The 21063-nt window shown below is 72.3% G+C and carries 21 protein-coding genes; 6 read left to right on the top strand and 15 right to left on the bottom strand.

The window, feature by feature from the left end; translation table 11 throughout:
- Positions 1 to 11 precede the first annotated feature (11 nt).
- From G3A44_RS08160 to G3A44_RS08145, 4 genes are all read left to right on the top strand, one after another.
- Positions 12 to 1151: an ABC transporter substrate-binding protein gene (locus G3A44_RS08160; RefSeq protein WP_163457016.1), complete on the top strand. Its 1140-nt coding sequence runs from the start codon at positions 12 to 14 to the stop codon at positions 1149 to 1151.
- A 223-nt stretch (positions 1152 to 1374) separates the two neighbouring features.
- The gene (locus tag G3A44_RS08155) at positions 1375 to 2061 is read left to right on the top strand and encodes an EF-hand domain-containing protein (protein ID WP_163457015.1); all 687 of its coding nucleotides are present in this window, start codon (positions 1375 to 1377) and stop codon (positions 2059 to 2061) included.
- Positions 2062 to 2134: 73 nt separating this feature from the next.
- Positions 2135 to 2404: a DUF3567 family protein gene (locus tag G3A44_RS08150; protein ID WP_163457014.1), complete on the top strand. Its 270-nt coding sequence runs from the start codon at positions 2135 to 2137 to the stop codon at positions 2402 to 2404.
- A 57-nt stretch (positions 2405 to 2461) separates the two neighbouring features.
- Positions 2462 to 4570 carry a putative bifunctional diguanylate cyclase/phosphodiesterase gene (locus G3A44_RS08145; protein ID WP_163457013.1) on the top strand — a complete coding sequence of 703 codons (2109 nt, stop codon included), beginning with the start codon at positions 2462 to 2464 and terminating at the stop codon, positions 4568 to 4570.
- A gap of 29 nt (positions 4571 to 4599) precedes the next feature.
- On the opposite strand, the gene G3A44_RS08140 is transcribed toward G3A44_RS08145, so the two are convergent.
- Complete coding sequence (locus tag G3A44_RS08140) at positions 4600 to 5724, bottom strand: 3-deoxy-7-phosphoheptulonate synthase (RefSeq protein ID WP_163457012.1); 1125 nt, start codon at positions 5722 to 5724, stop codon at positions 4600 to 4602.
- 193 nt (positions 5725 to 5917) lie between these two features.
- On the opposite strand from G3A44_RS08140, the gene G3A44_RS08135 reads away from it, so the two are divergent.
- Positions 5918 to 6217 (top strand): antibiotic biosynthesis monooxygenase family protein, encoded by a 300-nt coding sequence (locus G3A44_RS08135; RefSeq protein WP_163457011.1) that lies wholly within the window; start codon positions 5918 to 5920, stop codon positions 6215 to 6217.
- Between the two features lie 124 nt (positions 6218 to 6341).
- Here G3A44_RS08135 and G3A44_RS08130 read toward each other — a convergent pair whose 3' ends face one another.
- The 10 genes from G3A44_RS08130 to tsaB form a co-directional block, all read right to left on the bottom strand.
- Positions 6342 to 6923, bottom strand: a complete 582-nt coding sequence (locus G3A44_RS08130; protein ID WP_163457010.1) for a YceI family protein — start codon at positions 6921 to 6923, stop codon at positions 6342 to 6344.
- Between the two features lie 68 nt (positions 6924 to 6991).
- On the bottom strand, positions 6992 to 7558 hold the full coding sequence (locus G3A44_RS08125) for a YceI family protein (RefSeq protein WP_163457009.1): 567 nt from the start codon (positions 7556 to 7558) through the stop codon (positions 6992 to 6994).
- 52 nt (positions 7559 to 7610) lie between these two features.
- Positions 7611 to 8159, bottom strand: a complete 549-nt coding sequence (locus tag G3A44_RS08120; RefSeq protein WP_163457008.1) for a cytochrome b — start codon at positions 8157 to 8159, stop codon at positions 7611 to 7613.
- A gap of 116 nt (positions 8160 to 8275) precedes the next feature.
- Positions 8276 to 9229, bottom strand: coding sequence for an NUDIX hydrolase (locus G3A44_RS08115; RefSeq protein ID WP_163457007.1), 954 nt, complete (start codon positions 9227 to 9229; stop codon positions 8276 to 8278).
- A gap of 11 nt (positions 9230 to 9240) precedes the next feature.
- Entirely contained in the window at positions 9241 to 10599 is a 1359-nt protein-coding gene (locus G3A44_RS08110) for a UDP-glucose dehydrogenase family protein (RefSeq protein WP_163457006.1), read from the bottom strand.
- 75 nt (positions 10600 to 10674) lie between these two features.
- Positions 10675 to 11859, bottom strand: a complete 1185-nt coding sequence (locus G3A44_RS08105; RefSeq protein ID WP_163457005.1) for a hypothetical protein — start codon at positions 11857 to 11859, stop codon at positions 10675 to 10677.
- Positions 11860 to 11870: 11 nt separating this feature from the next.
- On the bottom strand, positions 11871 to 13418 hold the full coding sequence (locus G3A44_RS08100) for an O-antigen ligase family protein (protein WP_163457004.1): 1548 nt from the start codon (positions 13416 to 13418) through the stop codon (positions 11871 to 11873).
- A 15-nt stretch (positions 13419 to 13433) separates the two neighbouring features.
- On the bottom strand, positions 13434 to 14351 hold the full coding sequence (locus tag G3A44_RS08095) for a uracil-DNA glycosylase (protein WP_239061758.1): 918 nt from the start codon (positions 14349 to 14351) through the stop codon (positions 13434 to 13436).
- A complete protein-coding gene (rimI, locus tag G3A44_RS08090) occupies positions 14348 to 14794 on the bottom strand; it encodes a ribosomal protein S18-alanine N-acetyltransferase (protein WP_239061757.1) in 447 nt (148 codons plus the stop codon). The genes G3A44_RS08095 and rimI overlap by 4 nt, the downstream gene beginning before the upstream one ends.
- A gap of 35 nt (positions 14795 to 14829) precedes the next feature.
- On the bottom strand, positions 14830 to 15618 hold the full coding sequence (gene tsaB, locus G3A44_RS08085; protein ID WP_163457002.1) for a tRNA (adenosine(37)-N6)-threonylcarbamoyltransferase complex dimerization subunit type 1 TsaB: 789 nt from the start codon (positions 15616 to 15618) through the stop codon (positions 14830 to 14832).
- Positions 15619 to 15652: 34 nt separating this feature from the next.
- On the opposite strand from tsaB, the gene dacB reads away from it, so the two are divergent.
- Complete coding sequence (gene dacB, locus G3A44_RS08080) at positions 15653 to 17155, top strand: D-alanyl-D-alanine carboxypeptidase/D-alanyl-D-alanine endopeptidase (protein WP_163457001.1); 1503 nt, start codon at positions 15653 to 15655, stop codon at positions 17153 to 17155.
- A 22-nt stretch (positions 17156 to 17177) separates the two neighbouring features.
- On the opposite strand, the gene G3A44_RS08075 is transcribed toward dacB, so the two are convergent.
- From G3A44_RS08075 to purE, 4 genes are read right to left on the bottom strand one after another with little or no spacing between them, the layout of a single operon-like run.
- Positions 17178 to 18200 carry a hypothetical protein gene (locus tag G3A44_RS08075; RefSeq protein ID WP_163457000.1) on the bottom strand — a complete coding sequence of 341 codons (1023 nt, stop codon included), beginning with the start codon at positions 18198 to 18200 and terminating at the stop codon, positions 17178 to 17180.
- Between the two features lie 40 nt (positions 18201 to 18240).
- On the bottom strand, positions 18241 to 19221 hold the full coding sequence (locus G3A44_RS08070) for an L-threonylcarbamoyladenylate synthase (RefSeq protein ID WP_163456999.1): 981 nt from the start codon (positions 19219 to 19221) through the stop codon (positions 18241 to 18243).
- Positions 19222 to 19237: 16 nt separating this feature from the next.
- Positions 19238 to 20437 carry a 5-(carboxyamino)imidazole ribonucleotide synthase gene (locus G3A44_RS08065; protein WP_163456998.1) on the bottom strand — a complete coding sequence of 400 codons (1200 nt, stop codon included), beginning with the start codon at positions 20435 to 20437 and terminating at the stop codon, positions 19238 to 19240.
- Complete coding sequence (purE, locus tag G3A44_RS08060) at positions 20434 to 20898, bottom strand: 5-(carboxyamino)imidazole ribonucleotide mutase (RefSeq protein ID WP_163457069.1); 465 nt, start codon at positions 20896 to 20898, stop codon at positions 20434 to 20436. Before purE ends, G3A44_RS08065 begins: the two co-directional genes overlap by 4 nt.
- Positions 20899 to 21063 lie beyond the last annotated feature (165 nt).

Here is a 21063-nt window from a genome sequence, read left to right as displayed (position 1 = left end):
GAGGAGACACGATGCTGACGAGACCCCTGCACACCGGCCTGGGCCGGTTGACGCGCCTGAGCCTGCTGGGCCTGGCCTTGCTGGCCGGCCTGCCGGCCGCCGCCCAGATCCGCATCGGCCAGACGGCCGGCTTCTCGGGCGCGGTGGCGGCAGGTGTCAAGGAGACCACCGACGGGGCCAAGCTCTACCTGGACGCGGTCAACCGCGCCGGCGGGGTGAACGGCCAGACCGTGGAGCTGGTCTCGCTGGACGACAAGTTCCAGCCCGCCCTGGCCGCCGAAAACGCCCGGCAGCTGATCGACCAGGGGGTGACCGCCTTGTTCCTGACCCGCGGCACGCCCCACACCCAGGCCATCCTGCCGCTGCTGGCGCAGGCCAAGGTGCCGCTGGTGGGCCCGTCCACCGGCGCCATGGCGCTGCACCAGCCGGTCCACCCCTGGGTGTTCAACGTGCGCGCCAGCTACCAGCGCGAGGCCGAGCGCGCCATCCGCCACCTGAGCCTGCTGGGCGTGGAGCGCGTGGCCCTGGTCCAGGTGGACGACAGCTTTGGCGAGGACGCGGCCACCGGCGCCATGCGCGGTTTTGAGGCCGTGGGCCGCAAGCCGGTGGCGCATGAGAAGTTCAACCGCGACAAGCCGGACCTGGCGCCCGTCATCGCCAAGGTGGTGAAGACCGACGCGCAGGCGGTGTTCTTCATCGGCTCGGGCGCCATGGTGGCCGACGGCATGAAGCAGCTGCGCGCCGCGGGCTCCAAGGCGCAGGGGGTGACGCTGTCCAACAACGCCTCGGCCGGTTTCATCAAAAGCCTGGGCGAGCATGCGCGCGGCATGGTGGTGGCCCAGGTGTTCCCCTATGAGCGGTCCATGGCCAGCCTGATGATCAAGGAGGCGCGCGACCTGCTCAAGGCCCAGGGGGGGCAGGGCGAGCTCACCCCCGCCATGGTCGAGGGCTTTGCCGCGGCCAAGGTGCTGGTGGAGGGCCTGCGCCGCGCCGGCAAGTCGCCCACGCGCGAAGCGCTGCGCGCGGCGCTGGAGACCTTCCGCGCCGTGGACATTGGCGGCCTGGAGGTGAGCTTCAGCCCCACCGACCACAGCGGCCTGGACTACGCCGACCTGGCCATCGTGGACGAGGGCGGACGCTTCCGGCGCTGAGCAGGGCGCGGCCAGGGTGCGGCAGGCGTCACACACGGCGCGGCAATGTTGCTGCCCGGTGTACCCGGGCACGATCTGCGGGCCGGTGGCGGGCTTCCAGTACGGGTTGACCCTGAGCCATCGGCCTAGTCTCTGGGCTGCGCGGACGGTGGCATGGGGTGGGGTCCGGCCGCGTGGCGGGCCCGAGGGCCGGCCCCTCCTGCGCCCGCCCGGGGAGTTGAGCATGCACGTATCCAGCAGCAGCGGCGGCGGCCTGGCGGCCGCCTTGTGGAGCCTGACCCAATCGCAGCGGGGCGCCTCCACCGCCTCCAGCGCCACCAGCGCGACGGGGGCCACCACGGCCAACTTCGCGGTGGACGGTGAAACCGCCTCGTCCAGCAGCAGCACCGGGGCGGCCCGCGGCAGCCCGCCCGAGCCCCCGCCCGGGCCGCCTCCGGCGGCCTGGGGCCTGGGCCAGAGCACCCAGGGCCTGGCGGCCTCCGGGCCGCCGGCGCTGGGCGACTTGGACAGCGACGGCGACGGCACCGTCAGCGGCGAGGAGTTCGGCCTGGACGGCGCCGATGCGCAGGCGCAGGCCCTGTTCCAGGCCGTGGACAGCGACGGCGACGGCAGCCTGGCCAGCGAGGAAATCAGCGCCTTCGAGGCGGAGCGGCCCCAGGGCCCGCCGCCGGGGCCGCCCCCCGGGGAGCCGCCGTCCGGCGACAGCGCCAGCAGCGGGGACAGCGAGGACGCGCTGCAAGCGCTGTTCGACCAGATCGACAGCGACGCCAGCGGCCAGCTCAGCCAGAGCGAGCTGGGCGAGTTCATCAGCCAGCTGCAGCAGGCCCTGGAACAGGCCTATGGCGGCACCTCCGCCAGCGCCAGCACCCATGACGGCGAGCGCAGCAGCGCCCTGAGCGTGATGGCCTGACGCCGGCCCGGCCGGGCCTTGAAAGGTCCGGCCCGCATCCCCACCTGCTCCTTCCGTTTGAAGGAGTCGTGTCATGCGTCTGTTCTGCGAATCCGGCCCCTACCTGGTCCTGCAGATCGACCTGGCCGACGGACCCGCCGGCGATGCGGCCGGTCCGTCGGCGCCCCTGGGGTTCGAGATCCACCACCGCCAGACCTACCACTCGCTTTACATGAGCGGGGCGGTGGCCGAGGCCTTCCACCACGCCGCGCTGGACCTGGCGCAGGCCGACGACCAGGAAGGCCTGGCCGAGCTGGTGGCCCGCTACGCCCACCTGGGCGATGTCGTGCCGACCCTGCACTGAGCCGCCGGGCGCAGCGGGCTCAAGCCGGCGCCCTGCGGCGCCGATAGCCCAGGGGCCATGTCCAATGCCGCCCTGCCCCTGCCGCCCCTACTCCACCTGCTGAGCTGGGGGCTGGCCGCCGTGCTGGCGGCCAGCCTGGCCTGGCTCACCCTGAGCCTGGTGCACTCCGGCGCCCAGCAGCTGGGGCAGACCGATACCCGACGACGCTGGGAATGGGCCCAGGGCCTGGGGCTCACCGTGGGCCTGAGCCTGTCCACCAGCGCCTGGCTGCTGACGCTGACCGGCCTGGACGGCCTGACGCCGGGCAGCGGTCTGGCCGCCGCCGGGGTGGCCGGCCTGGGCGTGGCCGTGCTGTGGCTGCTGCCCCTGGCCGCGCTGCCGGCCGCGCCGGCCTGGCGCCAGACCGCCTGGGAGGCCGTGGTGATGGCCACGCTCTGGACCGCCGCCGCGGCGGTGGGCCACGGCGGGCAGGCGCCCGGGCTGGGCTTGCTGGCGGGGGTGTGGGCGCTGCAGCTGCTGGGCTGGGGCCTGTCCCTGGGGCTGATGCGCCACCCGGCCACCCGCGGCTGGGCCGATGCGCTGCAGGCCCTGCCCCTGGTGCTGGCCCAGTGCCTGGCGCTGGGCCTGTGCACCGCCCTGGCCCCGGCCGCGGCACTGGCCAGCAGCGGCACCGAGCGCCTGGCCAGCGCCGCCGGCCTGGGCCTGGCCCTGCTGAGCCTGTGGCTGATGGCCGGCGCCGCGCGCCACCAGCTGCGCCTGGACCACCAGCTGGCCGTCACCCAACGCTCGCTGGGCGAGGCCAAGCGCCGCCTGCAGGAGAACGCCCAGCTCGACCCGCTCACCGGCCTGCCCAACCGCGCCTGGTTTGAGGAGCGGCTGCTGCAGGCCCTGAGCCGGGCCGAAGCGCGCCAGGGCCATGTGGCGGTGATGTTCATCGACCTGGACGGTTTCAAGCCGGTCAACGACACCTACGGCCACGCCACCGGCGACGCGCTGCTGCGCGAGATGGGACGGCGCCTGCGCGGCCTGCGCAAGGTGGGCGACGAGGTGGCGCGCATCGGCGGCGACGAGTTCCTGCTGCTGGCGGAGTCGCCCGGCGGGCGGGCCGGGGCCGCGGCCACCGCCCGCCAACTCATGGACCTGATCGGCCAGCCCTACCGCCTGGCCGCCGGCGGCACCGCCACCCTGGGCTGCTCCATCGGCATCGCCATCAGTCCGGACATGGTGCCCGGACGCCGCCTGGTGGCCGCGGCCGACGCCGCCATGTACGCCACCAAACGCCAGGGCGGCCATGGCTACATGTTCTACGAGCCGGGCATGGACCCGGAAGGCCGCGAGCAGTTCGACCTGCGCCAGGACCTGATGAGCGCCGTGGAGCAAGACGAGCTGGAGCTGGTCTACCAGCCCAAGGTGGACGGCCGCAGTGGCCAGATCACCGGGGCCGAGGCGCTGCTGCGCTGGAACCATCCGCAGCGCGGCCTGGTGATGCCCGCCACCTTCCTGCCGCTGGCCGAGCAGGCCGGGCTGTCGGGGCGGCTGGCGCGCTGGGTGGTGCAGCAGGCCTGCGGCCAGCTGCGGCGCTGGCGCACGCAGGGCCTGCGCATGCGGCTGTCCATCAACGTCTCCGCCCTGCAACTGCAGCAGGGGGACCTGCACACGCTGGTGCGCCAGACGGTGGAGCAGCAGGGCATCGACCCGGCGCAGCTGACCCTGGAGATCGTCGAGACGGCGCTGATGGACGAGCAGTCGCTGGAGCGCATGCGCCGGCTGGCGGCCACCGGGGTGAAGCTGGCTATCGACGACTTCGGCATGGGCTACTGCAACTTCTCGCTGCTGCGCCGGCTTGACATCGCCCAGATCAAGATCGACCGGGCGCTGTTCTTGGACATCGAGCACAGCCCGGACGCCCGCGCGGTGGTGGACGCCATCGTGCGCATGGCCCACGCCCTGGAGCTGCGCGTGGTGGCCGAAGGCGTGGAGACCGAGGGCCAGCGCCACGCCCTGCTGGCCCTGGGCTGCCAGGAGATGCAGGGCCATCTGTTCGCCAAGCCCATGTCGGCCCTCAAGCTGGGCCTGTGGGCCATGGAGGACTGGGCCCGGCCCGGGGAGGCGATGTTCCGCCCCTCGCTGTTCGACGAGCAGGCCGCCCAGCCGGCGCCGCTGTGAGGCGCCGGGGCGGCGTCCCCGCCAGGGCCTCAGCGGCGGCGGGCGGCGACGGCCTGCGCCAGCTGCCGCAGCAGGCCGGCGGTGTCCTCCCAGCCGATGCAGGCGTCGGTGACGGACACGCCGTAGGCCGGGCGCTGACCGGCCACCAGGTCCTGGCGGCCTTCGCTGAGGTGGCTCTCGATCATCACGCCGGTGATGCGGTGCTCGCCGCCGGCGATCTGTCCCGCCACGTCGGCCCCCACCGCCAGCTGGCGACGGTGCTGCTTCTCGGAGTTGGCATGCGAGAAGTCGATCATCACCTGCTCGCGCAGGCCTGACTTGGCCAGCGCCGCGCAGGCGGCCTGCACATCGGCCGCGCTGTAGTTGGGGGCCTTGCCGCCGCGCAAGATGACGTGGCAGTCGGCATTGCCGCGGGTCTCGAAGATGGCCGCCTGGCCCATCTTGGTCATGCCCATGAAGGCATGCGGCGCCTGGGCGGCGACGATGGCGTCGGCCGCCACCTTCACACCACCGTCGGTGCCGTTCTTGAAACCCACCGGGCAAGACAGGCCGGAGGCCAGCTGGCGGTGGCTCTGGCTCTCGGTGGTACGCGCACCGATGGCGCCCCAGGCGATGAGGTCGGCCACGTATTGCGGGCTGAGCAAGTCCAGGAATTCGGTGGCCGTGGGCAGGCCCAGCGAGGTCACGTCCAGCAGCAGCTCGCGGGCCTTGCGCAGGCCCTCGTTGATGCGGAAGCTGCCGTCCAGGCGCGGGTCGTTGATGTAGCCCTTCCAGCCCACGGTGGTGCGCGGTTTCTCGAAGTACACCCGCATGACCACCAGCAGCTCGCCGGCCAGGGCGTCGGCCTCCACCTTCAAGCGGCGGGCGTAGTCCATGGCCTGGGCATGGTCGTGGATGGAGCAGGGCCCCACCACCACGATCAGCCGGTCGTCCTGGCCGTGCAGGATGCGCGACATCGCGCTGCGGGCCTGCTCCACCAGCGCCTGGGAGGCCTCGGGCGCGGGCAGCTCGTCCAGCAGCAGGGCCGGCGAGATGAGCGGACGCACCGCGCCGATGCGCAGGTCGTCCACTCGGGTGGTGTCGTGGGTGGCGGGCGGCAGGTCGCTCTGGCCGCCAACCTCGTGGTCGCGGCGCCAGTCGTCGGGTCGGGTCATGGTGTGGGTTCCAGGTCAGTCCGTGGCCGGCGCTGCGGTGCGCGGGCCGGTCGGCCCGCCACCCTGCCGGTCGCGGGCGCGATCATAGGCGGCCCCCATGGCATGAAGCTGTCAGGCCGTGGCCTGGTGGCACACTGCCCGCCCGGCGCCCGCTCCCACCGGGCGCCGCCCCCTCCCCCTCCATGAGCGAAACATGATCCTCGAACTCGCCGACATCCGCATCCAGCCGGGCCAGCAGGCCGCCTTCGACGAGGCCATCCAGCGTGGCCTGAACACCGTGATCGCCCACGCCCAGGGCTTTCGCGGCTTCAAGGTGAACAAGGGCATCGAAAGCCCCGAGCGCTACGTGCTGCAGATCTTCTGGGACACGCTGGAGGACCACACGGTGGGCTTCCGCCAGTCCCCGGCCTTCGCCGAATGGCGCGCCATCGTGGGCCCGTTCTTCGCCGCCCCGCCGGCGGTGGAGCACTTCGAGCTGGTGGCCAAGTCCTGAGCACGGACGGCCGGACAGACCGGCTCGCGACCCAAGGACAAAGGGGACCAGATGGTCCCCTTTTTTGCGGCGCGCGGCCAGGCGGCTGGCCGCGATGGCGGGCGGGCCCCAGGCCCGCCATGGCTCACTTGGCGGGCGACACCGCTTCCAGCGACAGGGAGATGGTCACCTCGTCGCCCACGTAGGGGGCGTACTTGCCGGCGTTGAACTCGGTGCGCTTGATGACGGTGGCGGCGTCGGCGCCGATGGCAGGCACCTTCATCATCGGGTGGGCCTGGCTGACGAAGTGGCTGACCTTCAGGGTGACGGGCTTGGTCACGCCCTTGATCGTCAGGTTGCCTTCGATGGCCGCGGGCTTGTCACCCTCGAAGACCACCTTGGTGGACTTGAAGGTGGCGGTCGGGAACTTGGCGGTGTCCAGGAAGTCCTCGCCCTGGATGTGGCCGTTGAACACGGTGGAGCCGGTGTCCACCGAGGTCATGTCGATGGTCACGTCCACCGCGCCGGTCTTGGCGGCGGCGTCGTACACCACGGTGCCGGTGACTTTGTTGAACTTGCTCAGCTGGGTGGACATGCCCAGGTGGTTGTAGGAGAAGCGCGGGAAGGTGTGCGTCGGGTCGATGTTGTAGGTGACCGGGGCGGCCAGGGCCGGGGCGGCGACAGAGGCAGCCAGGGCGGCGACGGCGAACAGCTTGGCGAAGGACATGGTGAGGCTCCTAAGAAATCAGGGAACGGGGTGGGGAGGAAGGGGAACGGAATGCGGCCCGGGCCGCCTCACAGCGGCGCCATGCCGGTGATGGCCAGGCGGAACTTGACGGTGACGTCGTTGGCGACGATGGAGGTGTCGGTCCACTCGCCTTCACCGATCTTGAAGTCCAGGCGCTTGAGGGCGAAGCTGCCGGTGGCGGTGGTCTGGCCGCCGGACTGGGTCAGGGCCACGGGCACCACCACATCGCGGGTGCTGCCCTTGATGGCGAGCTTGCCGCTGACCTCGAACTTGCCGCCACCCAGGCCCTTGATGGCGCTGGACTGGAACGTGGCGGTGGGAAAGCGCGCGACGTTGAACCACTCGGCCTTGGGCACTTCGGCATCGGTCTCCTTGGCGCCGAAGCTGGCGCTGCCCATCTGCAGGGTGAAGGCGACCTTGCCGGCCTCGGGCTTCTTGGGGTCAAAGGCCAGCTGGGCGCTCCACTGCTTGAAGCGGCCCTCCAGCGGCACGCCCATCTGGCGGGCGGTGAAGGTGAGCTCGCTGCCGGTGGGCACGACCACCGGATCGGCGGCCAGCACGGGAAAGGCAGCCAGCGCCAGCGCGGCGGCGGAGAACTTGTGGATCAGCGACATGGCGTAACTCCTGTGGAGGCAAACAGTGGGGACGGCGCCACCGGACCCGGCTTCAGCCGCGGCCCGGACGCATGCGGTGGAGCAGGCCGTCGCGGTCAATGAAATGGTGCTTGAGGGCGGCGCCGATGTGGGCCAGGACCAGCAGGGCCATCAGCCAGGCCAGGCGCTCGTGCCAGGGCTTGATCAGTTCGGCCAGGGCCTTGTCGGGAGACACCAGGTCCGGCAGCGGAATCTGGCCGAACAGCACGATGGGAAAACCGGCGGCCGAGGAGTAGGCCCAGCCCGCCAGCGGCACCGCGAAGAACAGCGCATACAGGCCATGGTGCACCGCATGCGCGGCCCATTGCTGCCAGCGCGGGCCGGGCACGTCGGCCGGCGGACGGTGGGTCAGGCGCCAGAGCAGGCGCAGGACCGACAGCGCCAGGATGCACACGCCCGCCCACTTGTGCCAGTTGTAGAGCTTCACGCGCTGCAGCGACATGGGCAGGTCGGTCATGTAGAGGCCCATGCCGAACGCCCCGATGATCAGGAGGGCCAGCACCCAATGCAGCGCGATAGCGGTGCCGGTGTAGCGTTCGGTGGTTTTGAATGAGGTGGCCATCGGGCTTCTCTGCCGGCGACAGCCGGTGTGGAATCTGCAATGCCGCCAGTGTGCGGGGCCTGCAAGCCGTGGCAGTTCAGGTTGATTGAAGTCAACCCTTCAGGAACTTTGAATAATCATTTCCCCACCGGCGGATCCACGCGGGCCGCCGCCTCGGGGGGCACCCGCAGCGCCGCCAGGGCTGCGGCCAAAGGGGCCGCCGCGTCTGCCGCCAACAGGCCGTGGCGCAGGGCGAAGTCCAGGGTGGCCAGGCTGGCGTCCACTGTCAACTCGCCGGCGGCGGCCAGGGCCAAGGCCTGGGCCACCGGCATCAGGCGGTGCCAGGCCACCTCGCCGTCCTGGTTGCAGGGCTCTCGGCCCGCCGGCAGCGCCAGGTCGTACACATGGAGCCACTCGCGCTGCAAACCTTCGGGCAGGTCGCAGGTCAGCGAGAGCACGCTGCCCGCGCGCAAGCCCACCAGCTCCTCGGTCCGCAGCCCGGCCTCCTCCCAGGCCTCGCGGCACAGGGCCTGCCGGGGGGTCTGGCCCAGGGGCACGCCGCCACCCACCAGGTTGTCCAGCCGGCCGGGGTCGGTGGGCTTGTGGTCGGCACGCCGGGCGATCCACAGGCCGGTGGGACGCCCGTCGGGGCCGGCCACGTAGCCGTTGCAGTGCACGCCAAAGGTGATGGCGCCCCAGAAGCGGGCCGCGGCGCGCTCGATCACCGCCAGATGGCGGCCGTCTTCGGCCAGCAGCGGATAAGGCTCGTCACGCCAGGCGCGGATCCGGCCCTGCTGGCGCAGGGCCTGGTGCAGCCGCGCCAGCTCCGGGTCGCGGTCCGCGGCCGGGCAACGCAGGTGGACCCCTTCGGGCGTCAGCGCCAGGAGCGCCGGCCAGTCGGCCAGGGCCGGCAGGTCGGCCCGGGCCACCGAGCCGGCCAGGACAGGACGGGCCTCCTCCGGCCCCCCCACCCAGAAAGGCACCCGTGCCTGCTGCTGGTGCCGGGCCGCAGCCAAGGCCGGCCAGCCGCGGAGGTCGTCCGGCGCGGCAGGGGCCAGGCCCTGGTCCACGGGTGAGGGCGGCGGCCGCATGGCGGGCAGGCTCAGACCGCCGGGCGGCCAATGGACTCATAGCGCAGGCCAAAGCTCTTCATCATGGCCGGCTCATAGAGGTTGCGGCCATCGAAGACCCGGCGGTCAGCCAGGCGCGCCGCCAGCTGCTCGAAGTCCGGGGTGCGGAATTCCTTCCACTCGGTGACGATGACCAGGGCGTCGGCACCGGCCAGGGCCTCCTGGGCCGAGGCGGCAAAGTGGATGCCGGCCTGGGCCGGGTGCTGGCCCAGGTCCAGGGCCAGCACCCGGGCAGCTTCCTCGGCGGCCACCGGGTCGTAGGCCTGCACCCGAGCGCCGCGGCGCACCAGCTCGGCCAGCAGCACGCGGCTGGGGGCTTCGCGCATGTCGTCGGTGTTGGGCTTGAAGGCCAGGCCCCACACGGCAAAGGTGCGCCCGCGCAGGTCCTCGCCGTAGGCGGCGACAACCTTGGCGGCCAGCACCAGCTTCTGCGCCTCGTTGACGGCTTCCACGGCCCCCATCATCTGGCTGGGCAGGCCGGCCTCGGCCGCGGTGCGGGCCAGGGCCTTGACGTCCTTGGGAAAGCAGCTGCCCCCGTAGCCGGCGCCGGCGTACAGGAAGTGAGTGCCGATGCGCGGGTCCGAGCCGATGCCGATGCGCACGGCCTCGATGTCCGCCCCCAGGCGCTCGGCCAGGCGCGAGAGTTCGTTCATGAAGCTGATGCGCGTGGCCAGCATGGCGTTGGCGGCGTACTTGGTGAACTCGGCGCTCTTGATGTCCATGACCAGCAGGCGGTCACGGTTGCGCACGAAAGGCGCGTAGAGCGAGCGCATGAGCATGGCGGCGCGGTCGTCGCCGTCGTCCACCCCCACCACGACACGGTCGGGACGGGTGAAGTCGGCCACCGCCGCCCCTTCCTTGAGGAACTCGGGGTTGGAGACCACGGAGAAGGCGGTGTCGCCCAGGCCGCGGCGTTCAAGCTCGTCGCGCACCGCGGCGCGGACCTTGTCGGCAGTGCCCACGGGGACGGTGCTCTTGTCGATGACGACCTTGTAGTCGGTCATCAGGCGGCCGATGTTGCGGGCGGCGGCCAGCACGTACTGCAGGTCGGCCGAGCCGTCCTCGTCGGGCGGGGTGCCCACGGCGATGAACTGCAGCGTGCCATGGGCCACGCTGCGCGGGATGTCGGTGGTGAACTCCAGGCGCCCGGCCTGGGCGTTGCGGCGCACGATCTCCAGCAGGCCCGGCTCGTGGATGGGAATGCCGCCGCCCAGGAGGATCTCGATCTTGCGCGGGTCCACATCCAGGCACAGGACGTGGTTGCCCATCTCCGCCAGGCAAGCGCCCGTGACCAGGCCCACATAGCCGGTTCCGATGACCGTGATCTTCATGCTGTCTGTCCTCGACCGGGCACTGCAGGGCCCGGGTGGTGTTGGTGCTGCGGGAGATTGTCCGCGCTGCGCGTGTCAGCGGAGTTGCCACCCCAGGGAGCATTGGGTGAGGCGTTCGTCGTAGACGCGCGCGGTGGCAGCGCTGGATGTCGTGGCGACGTCGGCCAGGCTGCACTGCAGCCGGCCCTGCCGGCCAATGCCCCACTGGGCACCCAGGCTGTGGCGGGTCTGCCGGTAGGGGACCGTGAGCCGGTCCCCCTCCAGCGGGGAGACGTCCGCACGCTGGGTGGACAAGCTCAGGCCCAAGGCATGGCCCAGCTGCCAATCCACGCTGGCCGAACGGTTCTGGGTGAGGGAGGCACGCTGGTAGTCGGTGGTGACCTCGGTGCCGGTGGTGCTGGCCGGTGCCAGGGCGTTGACCGCCACCTGACGGGACCACTGCAGGCTGGAGGTCAGGCGCGCGGAAGGCTTGAGCGTCAGGCCCAGCCCCCCCACGCGGCTGCGGGCCTCGGTGCCCTGGGGCTGGAGCTCGCTGAGCGTACGCCCCAGCGAGGCGTTGCCGGAGATCCAGGCGCTGCCTCCCCAGGCCAGGGCGAGGTTCAGGGCCTGCACCCGGGTCTCCTGCCCGCTGGCCGGACTGCGGTTCCAGGTGGTGCCCGGGGTGAGGCTCAGGGTGGTGTCACTGCCCAACCGGCCACGCAGGGCCAGGGAGAGTGCCCTCACCTCGGTGTTCTGCCCGGACAGGCTGGCCCGGTCGTAGGCGGTGCTGCCCTGGCTGCCCGACAGGCTGGCCTGCAGCAGCCGGTCGGCGCCCCAGGTCAGGCTGGCCTGGGTGCTGCGGCTGGTCACCACGCTGTCCTGGTCCACCACGGTCTGGCTGGCCTGCGGCTCGTAGCGGGACTGGCGTTGGGTCCAGCCCACCGCGCCGGACCAGCCCCCCGGGGCGGTCCAGGTCCAGTGGACCTGTCCGCCAACGGTGGGCAGGCCCTGCCCCCCCAGGCTCACCCGCTGGTGGCCGGCCTGCACGCCCAGGTCCAGGCCATGCCGGCCCTGGCGCAGGGTCAGGCCGGTGTCGAGCTGCACCTGCTGCACGGTGGCGGCCTGGGCGTCCGGCTGCTTGTAGTAGTTATCCGTGCGGGTGAGGCCGTAGCTGGCGCCCAGCCGCCATTGGGCCTGGACGGCGGGAGCCGCCAGCAGCAGAAACAGGGGCGCCAGGGCCCAGGCCGGCCCCACGGGGCGTCGAGAAGACGCAGAAGACATGGAGCGGTCCTTCACCAGGTGTGGAAACGGTCCCTCAGGCCGCCGTCGTCCGCACGGGGCTTGGCGGGAGGCGGCACGCCCTGCGCACGGATCCAGCCCACCCCCAGCCCCAGGGAAATGAAGAGCAGCGACTGCATCATGTTCATGTAGCTCATGAAGTACAGGAACACCGCCAGGCCCAGCAGGCCCAGCAGCAGCCCGTCGGTGACCGCCCGGTAGCCGCCGTCCTCGCCCTGGCGGCTGCGCAGCCGCCACAAGGACACCATCAGGCTGACGGTCATCAGCAGGAAGCACAGGGCCACCGGCATGCCGTAGCTCAGCGAAATGGCCAGGTAGGTGTTGACCAGGTCGATGATGCCCTCGCCCTGGCGCAGGTGCTCCAGCTGGGTCATGAAATTGGGCACACCGGTCCAGGGACTCTGCTGGACCAGGGCCATGCCGCTCTCCAGCAGCATCTCGCGGTAATCGCGCACTTCTTCGGCATCGGCCTGCCCCAGCAGGCGGGCAAACGTGCGCTGGAACGAAGTGGACACCGCCGCCAGCCCCACCGCCGAAACCAGCGCGGCCAGGCTGATCAGGAAGACGTTGCGCCAGCGGTGCCGACCCAGCCAGCCCTGCAGCAGGACCTGCCCCCCCATGATCAGCATGCCACCGCGGGACAGGCTGGCCATGAGCATGGCCAGGTTGCCCCCCACCAGGGACGCCACCTGATGCAGCCGCGCCTTCACGACATGGCGCAGACCTGCGGCCAAGGGGGACAGGACCAGCGACAGCCCCGCCAGCGCCAGTGGCTGGCCCATGGTGCCCTTGGCCCGCAGAAAACCATCCCGCTCCAGGTCACTGGCCAGGCGCCAGAACAGGCCCCAGCGGAAGATCGCCACACGGTGCATGGACCAGGACAGCAGGAATTCCGCCACCGCCAGCACCCCCAGCCACACCCCCACCACCGCCAGGACGGTGAGCACCCGCACCAGATGCTCGCGGCTGTGGTGGTAGCGCAGGATGAGCAGCAGAAAGGCCACCTCGTTGACGAAGTGCCCCGCCAGGGACCGCAGCAGCCAGGTCAGTTCGTAGCCGAGCACCACCACCTCGATGGCCAGCGAACCGCCCAGGTAGAGCCACAGGAACAGCCAGAAGGCGCGGGACTCGCGCGTGGGGATGGGCGGCCGCGGCTCGCTGCCCCCCATGAACAACAGCAGAAGGACCAGGCAGTTCTGGTGGCTCAGCGAAATCAACTGGCCCACGATGCCGAAGGTCGGGACCTCCACCGGCATGCAGGACACCGAGAAGACCAGGGCCATGAACATCTGCAGGCGCCAGGTGTCCCGCTCCTCCACCGAGACGTGCGGCTTGTCGTGGATCTTCACGAGCATGCACATGGCCAGGATGAAGGCCCAGAAATTGGGCAGCAGGAAAGCCGCGCACAGCGTCAACGCCATCAGGCGGAAGAGCCGGCGGGCGTCGTCGCGCGAGATCAGGGTGGGAAACCAGGCCGGTGCCAGCAGCATGACCACCGACAGGGTCACCAGCACGGCCACCAGGGCCTTGATCGTCTCCATCCTTGCGTGACTCCTTCAGTCGCCCTGCGGATCCTGGGCGGCGGCCAGGCACAGGTCTTCCCAGGCCTTGGCTTTCTCGCCGGGCTGGCGCAGCAGGTAGGACGGGTGGTAACTGACGATGACCGGGGTCTGGCCGCGCCGGTGCACCCGCCCACGCAGCTTGCCGATGGGCTCGTCCACCCCCAGCACGGCCTGGGCGGCAAAGCGGCCCAGCGCCAAGATCAGACGCGGGGCGACCAGCTCGATCTGCCGATCCAGATAGGGCCGGCACTGCGCCAGCTCCTCGGGCGTGGGGTTGCGGTTGCCCGGCGGGCGGCACTTCAGGGTGTTGGCGATGTACACCGGCTGGCCGGCGTCGGCCTCGCGAGAGCGGCCGATGCTGGCCAGCATGGCGTCCAGCAGGGCGCCGGCGGGCCCGACGAAGGGCTCGCCGCGCAAATCCTCCTGTTCGCCAGGGGCCTCGCCCACCAGCATCCAGCTCGCCTGGCGCACGCCGGCGCCAAACACGGTCTGGCGGCGGCTGCGGCACAGGCCGCAGCGCTCGCAGCCGGCCACCGCCGCCTCCAGCGCCGGCCAGTCCAGACCCGACAGGGCCGAGGACGGCCGCGACCCCAGGTCGGGTGCCTCCGGGGCCGCCGGGGCCGCCGGTGCTGGCGAACGCACCGCCTCGACCTGCACCACGGCGGCAGGACGCTCCGGCGCCTGCGGGGTGCGCGGCTGCAGCGAGTGCGCCGGTGGGCGGATCGGTGGGGGCACCGGCGCCTGTGCTGCAGGCGCGGACGATGCGGACGGCGCCGGGCCCGCGGCGGCCGGCGCCAGTGCTGGGGCGACCGCGGGCGTGGCCCGCCCCAGCAACACCGTCTGGGGCCAACCCAGGCCCATGGCCTGCAGACAGCGGGCCTGCTCGGGCGACAGGCGCAGCGGTGCGTTCATGCGCCCACCTCGCCGGCGGGCAGCGGCCAGCGCATCACACAGGCATGCTCACGGGGACCCGATGCCGCCGGGTAGTAATGCCGCCGCACGCCCACCGACTCGAAGCCCCAGGCCTCGTAGAGGGCACGCGCCGGCCGATTGCCTTCGCGCACCTCCAGCCACAGGCAGGCCGCCCGCAGCGCACGGCAGCGGTCGGCCAGGTGGGCCAGCAGCCGGCGGCCCCACCCTTGGCGCTGGCGCGCCGGGTCCACGGTGATGTTGAGCAGGTGTGCCTCATCCACCCCGGACATGGCCACGTAGTAGCCCAGCAGGCCCGCAGCCTCCTCCATGACCCAGGCTTCATGACCGGCCGCCAGCGAGTCACTGAAATGGCCGGGCCGCCAGGGCCAGGCGTGGGCACGCGCCTCCAGCGCGAGCACCGCGGGCAGGTCGGCCAGGGTCATGGGCCGGCAAACCACCGGCACACCGCAGGCGGGATTCATCGCACGGCCCCGGCGCGCTCGGCCATGGTCAGGGCCACCTTGTCCCGCAGGTAGAGCGGCAGGGCCTGCTCAGGCGGACCGGCCGCCTCGGGGGACCAGCGTTGACGCGCCAGGCGGGCCAGGGCTGGCGCCCGCGCGCCCAAGGCATGCGGCACCCAGGCGCCGGGCAGCACGGCCGGCAGGTCGGTGGTGAGGTCCGCCAACAGCGGCAGGGCCGAGCCCGCCAGCACGGGCGCGGCGCCGGCTTGCCGCACGGCCCGCACCACGGCATCGGGCGATCCCAGGAAGGGCGCCACCGTCTCCTGCCAACCCCCAACCGCCCCTTGCCAGCGGTAGGCCGCCGCGTAGACCTCCCCCATGCGGGCGTCGGCCAGGGCCCAGAACAGCCGCCCCTGCCCCACCTCGTCGGCCGGTGCGGGGTCGTCCGCCTCCGGCGCCAGGGCGGCGCGCGCGGCCTCGGCCACCAGCAGCAGGCTGTCGACGGTGAGCACCGGCAAGGACAGGCCCAGGGCCAGTCCCTGGGCCACGGCCAAGGCCGAGCGCAGGCCGGTGAAGGCGCCGGGGCCGCGGCCCACCACCACGCCCTGGAGGTCGGACCAGTGGCAACCGGCTTCGGCCATGAGCGCCTGCACGGCGGGTATGAGCTGGGAAGAGGCCTGGGGCCCGCCGGCGGTCTCGCGGCAGCGCAACTGCCCGCCCGTCACCAGGGCGAGGGCCAGCGGCTCGGTGGCGGAATCCAGGGCCAGCAGGCAGGGAGCGTCAGGGGTCTGCAGGGGCTGGACCATAGGGGCTGGAGTGTAGCCGTGCCATCATCCCGGCATGCCCCCTGCCCTGCCCCGCCGCCGCTGGCTGGCCGGCTGCCTGGGCGGGCCGCTGCTGGCCGTGCGGCCACTGCCGGCCTGGGCCCAGGCGGCAGCCGCCCCGTCCTCTCCCCTGCCCGCGGGTGTGCGCGCCGCGCTGGCCCAGGCCCGCCTGCCCGAATCCGCCCTGGCGGTGTGGGTCGCACCCGCCGAGGGCGGCGCGCCCAGCCTGGCCTGGGGAGAGCACCAGGCACGCAACCCGGCCTCGCTGTTCAAGCTGGTGAGCACCGCCCAGGCGCTCGACCAGCTCGGCCCCGCCTTCACCTGGACCACACGCTGCCTGGGCCAAGGCCGGCTGAAGGGGGATGTTTTCGACGGCTGGATCGGCCTGCGCGGCAGCGGCGATCCCACCCTGGTGCTGGAGCGGCTGTGGCTGCTGCTGCGCCGCCTGCGCCAACGCGGGCTGCGCACCCTGCGCGGCCCCTTCTACCTGGACCGCAGCGCCTTTGCCCAGATCGACCCGCGGGCCGACGGCTTTGACGGCGAGGCCAGCCGCCCCTACAACGTCCGACCGGACGCGCTGATGCTCAACCAGCGCTCGGTGCTGCTGAGCTTTGTGCCCGACGCCGAGCGCGGCGTGGCCGAGGTCCTGGCCGACGCGCCGCTGGCCGGCTGGCAGGTGGACCGCCAGGTGCCACTGCTCAACCGGACGCCGTGCGAGGACTGGCGCGCCGGACTGAAGGCCCGGCTGGACCTGCCAGAGCGCCTGAGCTTTGCGGGCGGCTACCCCGCGGCCTGCGGCGAGCGCCAGTGGCCGGTGGCCTATGCCGCGCCGCAGCGCTTTGATGCCCGGCTGATCGCCGGCCTGTGGGCCGAACTGGGTGGCCGGCATGAAGGGGAATTCAAGGAGGCGCCGCTGCCGGACGGCCCCCATCAGGTGCTGGCCGAGGTGGAGTCGCCGCCCCTGGGCCAGGTGGTGCGCGACATCAACAAATTCAGCAACAACGTGATGGCCGAGCAGCTGGCCCTGACCGTGGCCCTGCAGGCCGACGGGCCGCCGGCCACGCCGGCCGGCGCTCGCGCGGGCCTGGAACGCTGGTTGCGCGCCCAGCTGGGTGCGGGCGGCGCCGAAGGGGTGGTGGTGGACAACGGCTCGGGCCTGTCACGCGACACCCGCCTGAGTGCGGCCCAGCTGGGGCGCCTGCTGCAGGGTCTGTGGCACCGGCCTTGGCAGCCGGAATTCCTGGCTTCGCTGCCGGCCTCGGGCCTGGACGGCACGGTGCGCCGCTGGGACCTGCCACCCGGTCTGGCCCGACTCAAGACCGGCAGCCTGCGCGATGTGGCTGCGGTGGCCGGCTATGTGCAGTCGCCGACAGGCTGGCGGGTGGTGGTGGCGCAACTGCAGCACGAGGGCACCGTCCCGACGCGCCCGGTGCTGGAGGCCGTGACCCGCTGGGCCCTGGGGCCGGCGGGTGAGCGCGCGGCCACGCCGCCAGACGGCGGCCAGGCCGCAGCGCGCTGAGCCACGGCCCGCCGGGCCCGGCTCAGAAGGGGTTGTTACGCGCCCGGGAAACGGCCGCCAGGCCCAGCGTGTACGAGATCATGTACACATTGGGGTGCAGCGCATCGGCCCACAGGTGGGTGGTGGCGGCGCCGTCGCTGGTCAGGGTCTGGGTGGTGCAACCCAGCAGGGAGCCGCCCTGGTCGGCACCGGTCAGCGCCTCCTCGGGGTTGCTGCGGTGGTCCTCGTCACAGGCCAGGTCCACGTGGTTGTAGGCGCTGTTCTGGTGGGCCGAGCGGGCGATGGTGTCCATCTCCACCAGGCCGATCTTGGTGCCATCGTTGCGCACCGTCAGCCGCAGACCATCGTTGAAAGCATTGGTCAGGGCGGTCAGGCGCTTGGCCTCGGCATTGCCCAGGGACTGGGCGTAGGGGGTCAGTCCCACGTCCAGGATCTGGCTGACGATGACCCGCGGCCCCTCGTCGATGATGCCGTTGACCAGTGCCCCCAGCTGCTCACCCCGGGCCCGCACCTCGGCCAGCTTGGCCGCGTCATTGGGGTAGCTGTCGTTGTCGCCGTAGACCTGCATCACGTCGTGCAGGCCAGCCAGCACGGTGACCATGTCCTGGGCGCCGAAGCCGCCGTAGAGGTCCTCGCGGAAGCCCTTGATCTGCAGGGCGACGGACGCGACGGTGGCACCGTAGCCCGCACGCATGAAGGCCTTGAGTTGGCTGGCACGCAGGCCCGAGGGGTTGCAGGGGGCGAAGACCAGGCCGTAATAGTCGGCCAGCGCCTGCACCCACAGCCGGCGCCGGCCACCGCCGTTGTCGTTGCAGCTGATGGTGGCGCTGTCGGCGCTGGACACGGCATTGAGGCCGTACTGCGAGGCGTTGCCGGTGCTCAGGCCATCGTCCAGCAGGCTCAGCTCGTCCCCGAAGACGATCATGCGCTCGGCCACGAAGGGGTCGAGTCGGGACACGCTGCCGCCACAGGCCGCCAGGGCCAGCACCAGGCTGAGCAGCAGGCCACCCAGGCCGAGGGCGCGTCTGGAAAGGAAAGAGGACATCAGGTCTCCAGGAACGGAGGAGGTGGGAGGCGTGGCGGGGTCAGGCGGCGGCCCGCTGCAAGCGGTCCAGCACCCCTTCCCACGCGGGATCGGCGGGTGGGGTTTCGACCCAGATCAGCGGCACGCCCTGGTCGTCCAGATGGCGCAGGCCGGCGAACAGGTCGTGGGCGGCGCCGGCCGGATCGGTCGGCATCACCCGCCAGGGCAGGCCGGCGGCGGGGGTGACAGTGCGGGCGTAGACGCCCACCGGTGGCGAGCCCGCGGTCTGGCCCAGCACCGACAGGGCCTGCGCCAGCATGGCGGCGGACATCAGGCGTACCCGCGCCCGGGGCGCATAGTGCGACTCCAGCGTGCCCGAGGCCCGGGGCGCCTGCGCATCGCGGTCGGCCAGCGGCTCCCCCAAGGCCGCCGCCAGGTGCAGGCGGCTGAGGGCGCCGGGGCGCAGCAGCACGGCGCGGTCGCGGCTGCAGTCGATGATGGCCGACTCGATGCCGACTTCACACTCGCCACCGTCGAGCACCGGCACGGCGGGGCCGAACTCGTCCAGCACATGGGCGGCGCAGGTGGGGCTGACCCGTCCGAAGCGGTTGGCACTGGGGGCAGCCACGCCGGGCACCCCCAGGGCGGCGGCCTCCCGCAGCAGGGCCTGAGCCACCGGATGGGCGGGACAGCGCAGACCAATGCTGTCCTGCCCGCCCGCGGCGGCGGCCCCCATGTCCGGCGCCCTCGGGACGATGACGGTCACCGGACCGGGCCAGAAAGCCTGGACCAGGCGCTGCACCCGCTCGGGCCAGACCGCGGCGAACCGCCGGGCGCTGTCCACATCGGGCACATGCACGATCAGCGGGTGGTCGGCGGGACGGCCCTTGGTGGCGTACACCGCGGCCACGGCAGCGTCGTCATCGGCACGGGCACCCAGGCCGTAGACGGTTTCGGTGGGAAAGGCCACCAGCTCCCCCCGTGCCAGGTGCTGGGCCGCCTCATGCAGGGCGGCGGGATCGGTTCCGGGACGGATGGTCATGCGGCGCGGACCGGGTTCAGAAGGCCGGCAGGCCCAGCAGCGCACAGGCCCGCAAGGCGGTCTCGCGCACCTGCTCGGCGGTGGCGCCGCTGAGGGTCAGGTGGCCCATCTTGCGGCCCGGCCGGGCACTGGCCTTGCCGTACAGGTGCAGGTGCGCCCCCGGCAAGGCCATCACCGCGGCCCAGTCGGGGGTGCGGCCCGGCGCACGGCCGTCGCCCCACAGGTCGCCCAGCAGGTTGAGCATGACGGTGGGCGAGTGCAGGCGCGGCGCCACCAGCGGCAAGCCGGCCATGGCGCGCACCTGCAGGTCGAACTGCGACAGGTCGCAAGCATCCAGGCTGTAATGGCCCGAGTTATGGGGCCGGGGCGCCATCTCGTTGGCCACCAGGCGCGCAGCCGTCGCGTCGGCCGGATCGGCCACCACGAAGAACTCCACGCACAGCACGCCGACATAGCCCATCTCGGCCGCGATCCGGCCGGCGCATTGCACCGCCTCCTCGGCCAAGGCTGGCGCCACGTCCGGCGCCGGCACCTGGGTGACCGCCAGGATGCCGTCGCGGTGCAGGTTCTGCTGCACAGGGAAATTCACCAGCTGGCCATCGGCGCCGCGGGCCACGATGACGCTGAGCTCCTGCAGCAGCGGCAAGCGCTTCTCCAGCACGCAGGTGACCTGCTGCAGCGCAGCCCAGGCCGTGGCCAATTCAGCACGGTCGGCCACCCGGACCTGGCCCTTGCCGTCATAGCCCATGCGGGCGGTCTTGAGGATGCCGGGCAGCAGCGCATCGGGCACGGCCGCCAGGTCGTGGGCGGTGGCGATGACCGCATGCGGGGCGCAGGGCACGCCAGCCGCCTGGATGTGGGCCTTCTCCGCGGCACGGTCCTGGCACACGGCGACGGCGGCGCCGCCCGGCGCCACCGGGCGGTGTTCGGCCAGGGCCAGCAGGGCCTGGGCCGGCACGTTCTCGAACTCGGTGGTCACCGCATCGGCCACGGCGGCCAGGCGTCGCAGGCCGTCGGCGTCCTCGTAGCCGGTGGCGATGTGCTCATGGGCCACCAGGCCGGCCGGGCTGGTGGCGTCGGGATCGAGGACCACCGTGCGAAAGCCCAGGGTCTGGGCGGCGTGCACGAACATGCGGCCGAGCTGGCCGCCCCCCATCACGCCCAGGGTGGCCTCGCCCGGCAGCAGGGGCCGGCGGGTGTCGGGATGGGCGCTCATGTCAGGTCGGCGCTCATGCCGCGCGCCACCTCGGTCTGGCGGGCACGGTAGGCCTCGAGCTGCTGGCGCAGGGCCTCGTCACGGGTGGCCAGCATGGCCACGGCAAACAGTGCCGCATTGGCGGCACCCGCCACCCCGATGGCGAAGGTGGCCACAGGAATGCCCTTGGGCATCTGGACGATGGAGTGCAGCGAATCCACCCCCTGCAGATGCCGGCTGGCCACCGGCACGCCCAGCACCGGCACCACGGTCTTGGCCGCCAGCATGCCGGGCAGGTGGGCGGCGCCCCCCGCCCCGGCGATGATGGCCGTCAGACCGCGGCTCTGGGCCGCTTCGGCGTAGGCAAACATATCGTCCGGCATGCGGTGCGCGGAGACGACGCGCGCCTCATGCGGCACGCCGAACTCGGCGAGAATCTGGGCAGCGGCTTTCATGGTCTCCCAATCGCTGGAAGAACCCATGACGATGCCGACCACGGGCGAGGCGCTGTTCACGACGTGCGGACTCCGGATCACAAAGGGTGTGATTTTAGGCCGCAGCGTCTTGCGGGCATGTTGCCCGTCGGCGGCGCCCCTGCCGACCCCTCCCGGCCGCAGCCCCCCACAGGGCGGCGGCCCGGGTGATCG

Origin of the sequence: Ideonella livida, assembly GCF_010499455.1 — a bacterium.
In the GTDB taxonomy this organism is placed as follows: Bacteria; Pseudomonadota; Gammaproteobacteria; order Burkholderiales; family Burkholderiaceae_C; genus Ideonella; species Ideonella livida.
Note: the sequence above shows the minus strand (reverse complement) of the source record. Positions and strands in the feature narration are given on the sequence as shown.

Coding starts and splice junctions, on each gene's coding strand:
- G3A44_RS08160 (WP_163457016.1), top strand. CDS start 12: ATGCTGACGAGACCCCTGCACACCGGCCTGGGCCGGTTGACGCGCCTG.
- G3A44_RS08155 (WP_163457015.1), top strand. CDS start 1,375: ATGCACGTATCCAGCAGCAGCGGCGGCGGCCTGGCGGCCGCCTTGTGG.
- G3A44_RS08150 (WP_163457014.1), top strand. CDS start 2,135: ATGCGTCTGTTCTGCGAATCCGGCCCCTACCTGGTCCTGCAGATCGAC.
- G3A44_RS08145 (WP_163457013.1), top strand. CDS start 2,462: ATGTCCAATGCCGCCCTGCCCCTGCCGCCCCTACTCCACCTGCTGAGC.
- G3A44_RS08140 (WP_163457012.1), bottom strand. CDS start 5,724: ATGACCCGACCCGACGACTGGCGCCGCGACCACGAGGTTGGCGGCCAG.
- G3A44_RS08135 (WP_163457011.1), top strand. CDS start 5,918: ATGATCCTCGAACTCGCCGACATCCGCATCCAGCCGGGCCAGCAGGCC.
- G3A44_RS08130 (WP_163457010.1), bottom strand. CDS start 6,923: ATGTCCTTCGCCAAGCTGTTCGCCGTCGCCGCCCTGGCTGCCTCTGTC.
- G3A44_RS08125 (WP_163457009.1), bottom strand. CDS start 7,558: ATGTCGCTGATCCACAAGTTCTCCGCCGCCGCGCTGGCGCTGGCTGCC.
- G3A44_RS08120 (WP_163457008.1), bottom strand. CDS start 8,159: ATGGCCACCTCATTCAAAACCACCGAACGCTACACCGGCACCGCTATC.
- G3A44_RS08115 (WP_163457007.1), bottom strand. CDS start 9,229: ATGCGGCCGCCGCCCTCACCCGTGGACCAGGGCCTGGCCCCTGCCGCG.
- G3A44_RS08110 (WP_163457006.1), bottom strand. CDS start 10,599: ATGAAGATCACGGTCATCGGAACCGGCTATGTGGGCCTGGTCACGGGC.
- G3A44_RS08105 (WP_163457005.1), bottom strand. CDS start 11,859: ATGTCTTCTGCGTCTTCTCGACGCCCCGTGGGGCCGGCCTGGGCCCTG.
- G3A44_RS08100 (WP_163457004.1), bottom strand. CDS start 13,418: ATGGAGACGATCAAGGCCCTGGTGGCCGTGCTGGTGACCCTGTCGGTG.
- G3A44_RS08095 (WP_239061758.1), bottom strand. CDS start 14,351: ATGAACGCACCGCTGCGCCTGTCGCCCGAGCAGGCCCGCTGTCTGCAG.
- rimI (WP_239061757.1), bottom strand. CDS start 14,794: ATGACCCTGGCCGACCTGCCCGCGGTGCTCGCGCTGGAGGCGCGTGCC.
- tsaB (WP_163457002.1), bottom strand. CDS start 15,618: ATGGTCCAGCCCCTGCAGACCCCTGACGCTCCCTGCCTGCTGGCCCTG.
- dacB (WP_163457001.1), top strand. CDS start 15,653: ATGCCCCCTGCCCTGCCCCGCCGCCGCTGGCTGGCCGGCTGCCTGGGC.
- G3A44_RS08075 (WP_163457000.1), bottom strand. CDS start 18,200: ATGTCCTCTTTCCTTTCCAGACGCGCCCTCGGCCTGGGTGGCCTGCTG.
- G3A44_RS08070 (WP_163456999.1), bottom strand. CDS start 19,221: ATGACCATCCGTCCCGGAACCGATCCCGCCGCCCTGCATGAGGCGGCC.
- G3A44_RS08065 (WP_163456998.1), bottom strand. CDS start 20,437: ATGAGCGCCCATCCCGACACCCGCCGGCCCCTGCTGCCGGGCGAGGCC.
- purE (WP_163457069.1), bottom strand. CDS start 20,898: ATGGGTTCTTCCAGCGATTGGGAGACCATGAAAGCCGCTGCCCAGATT.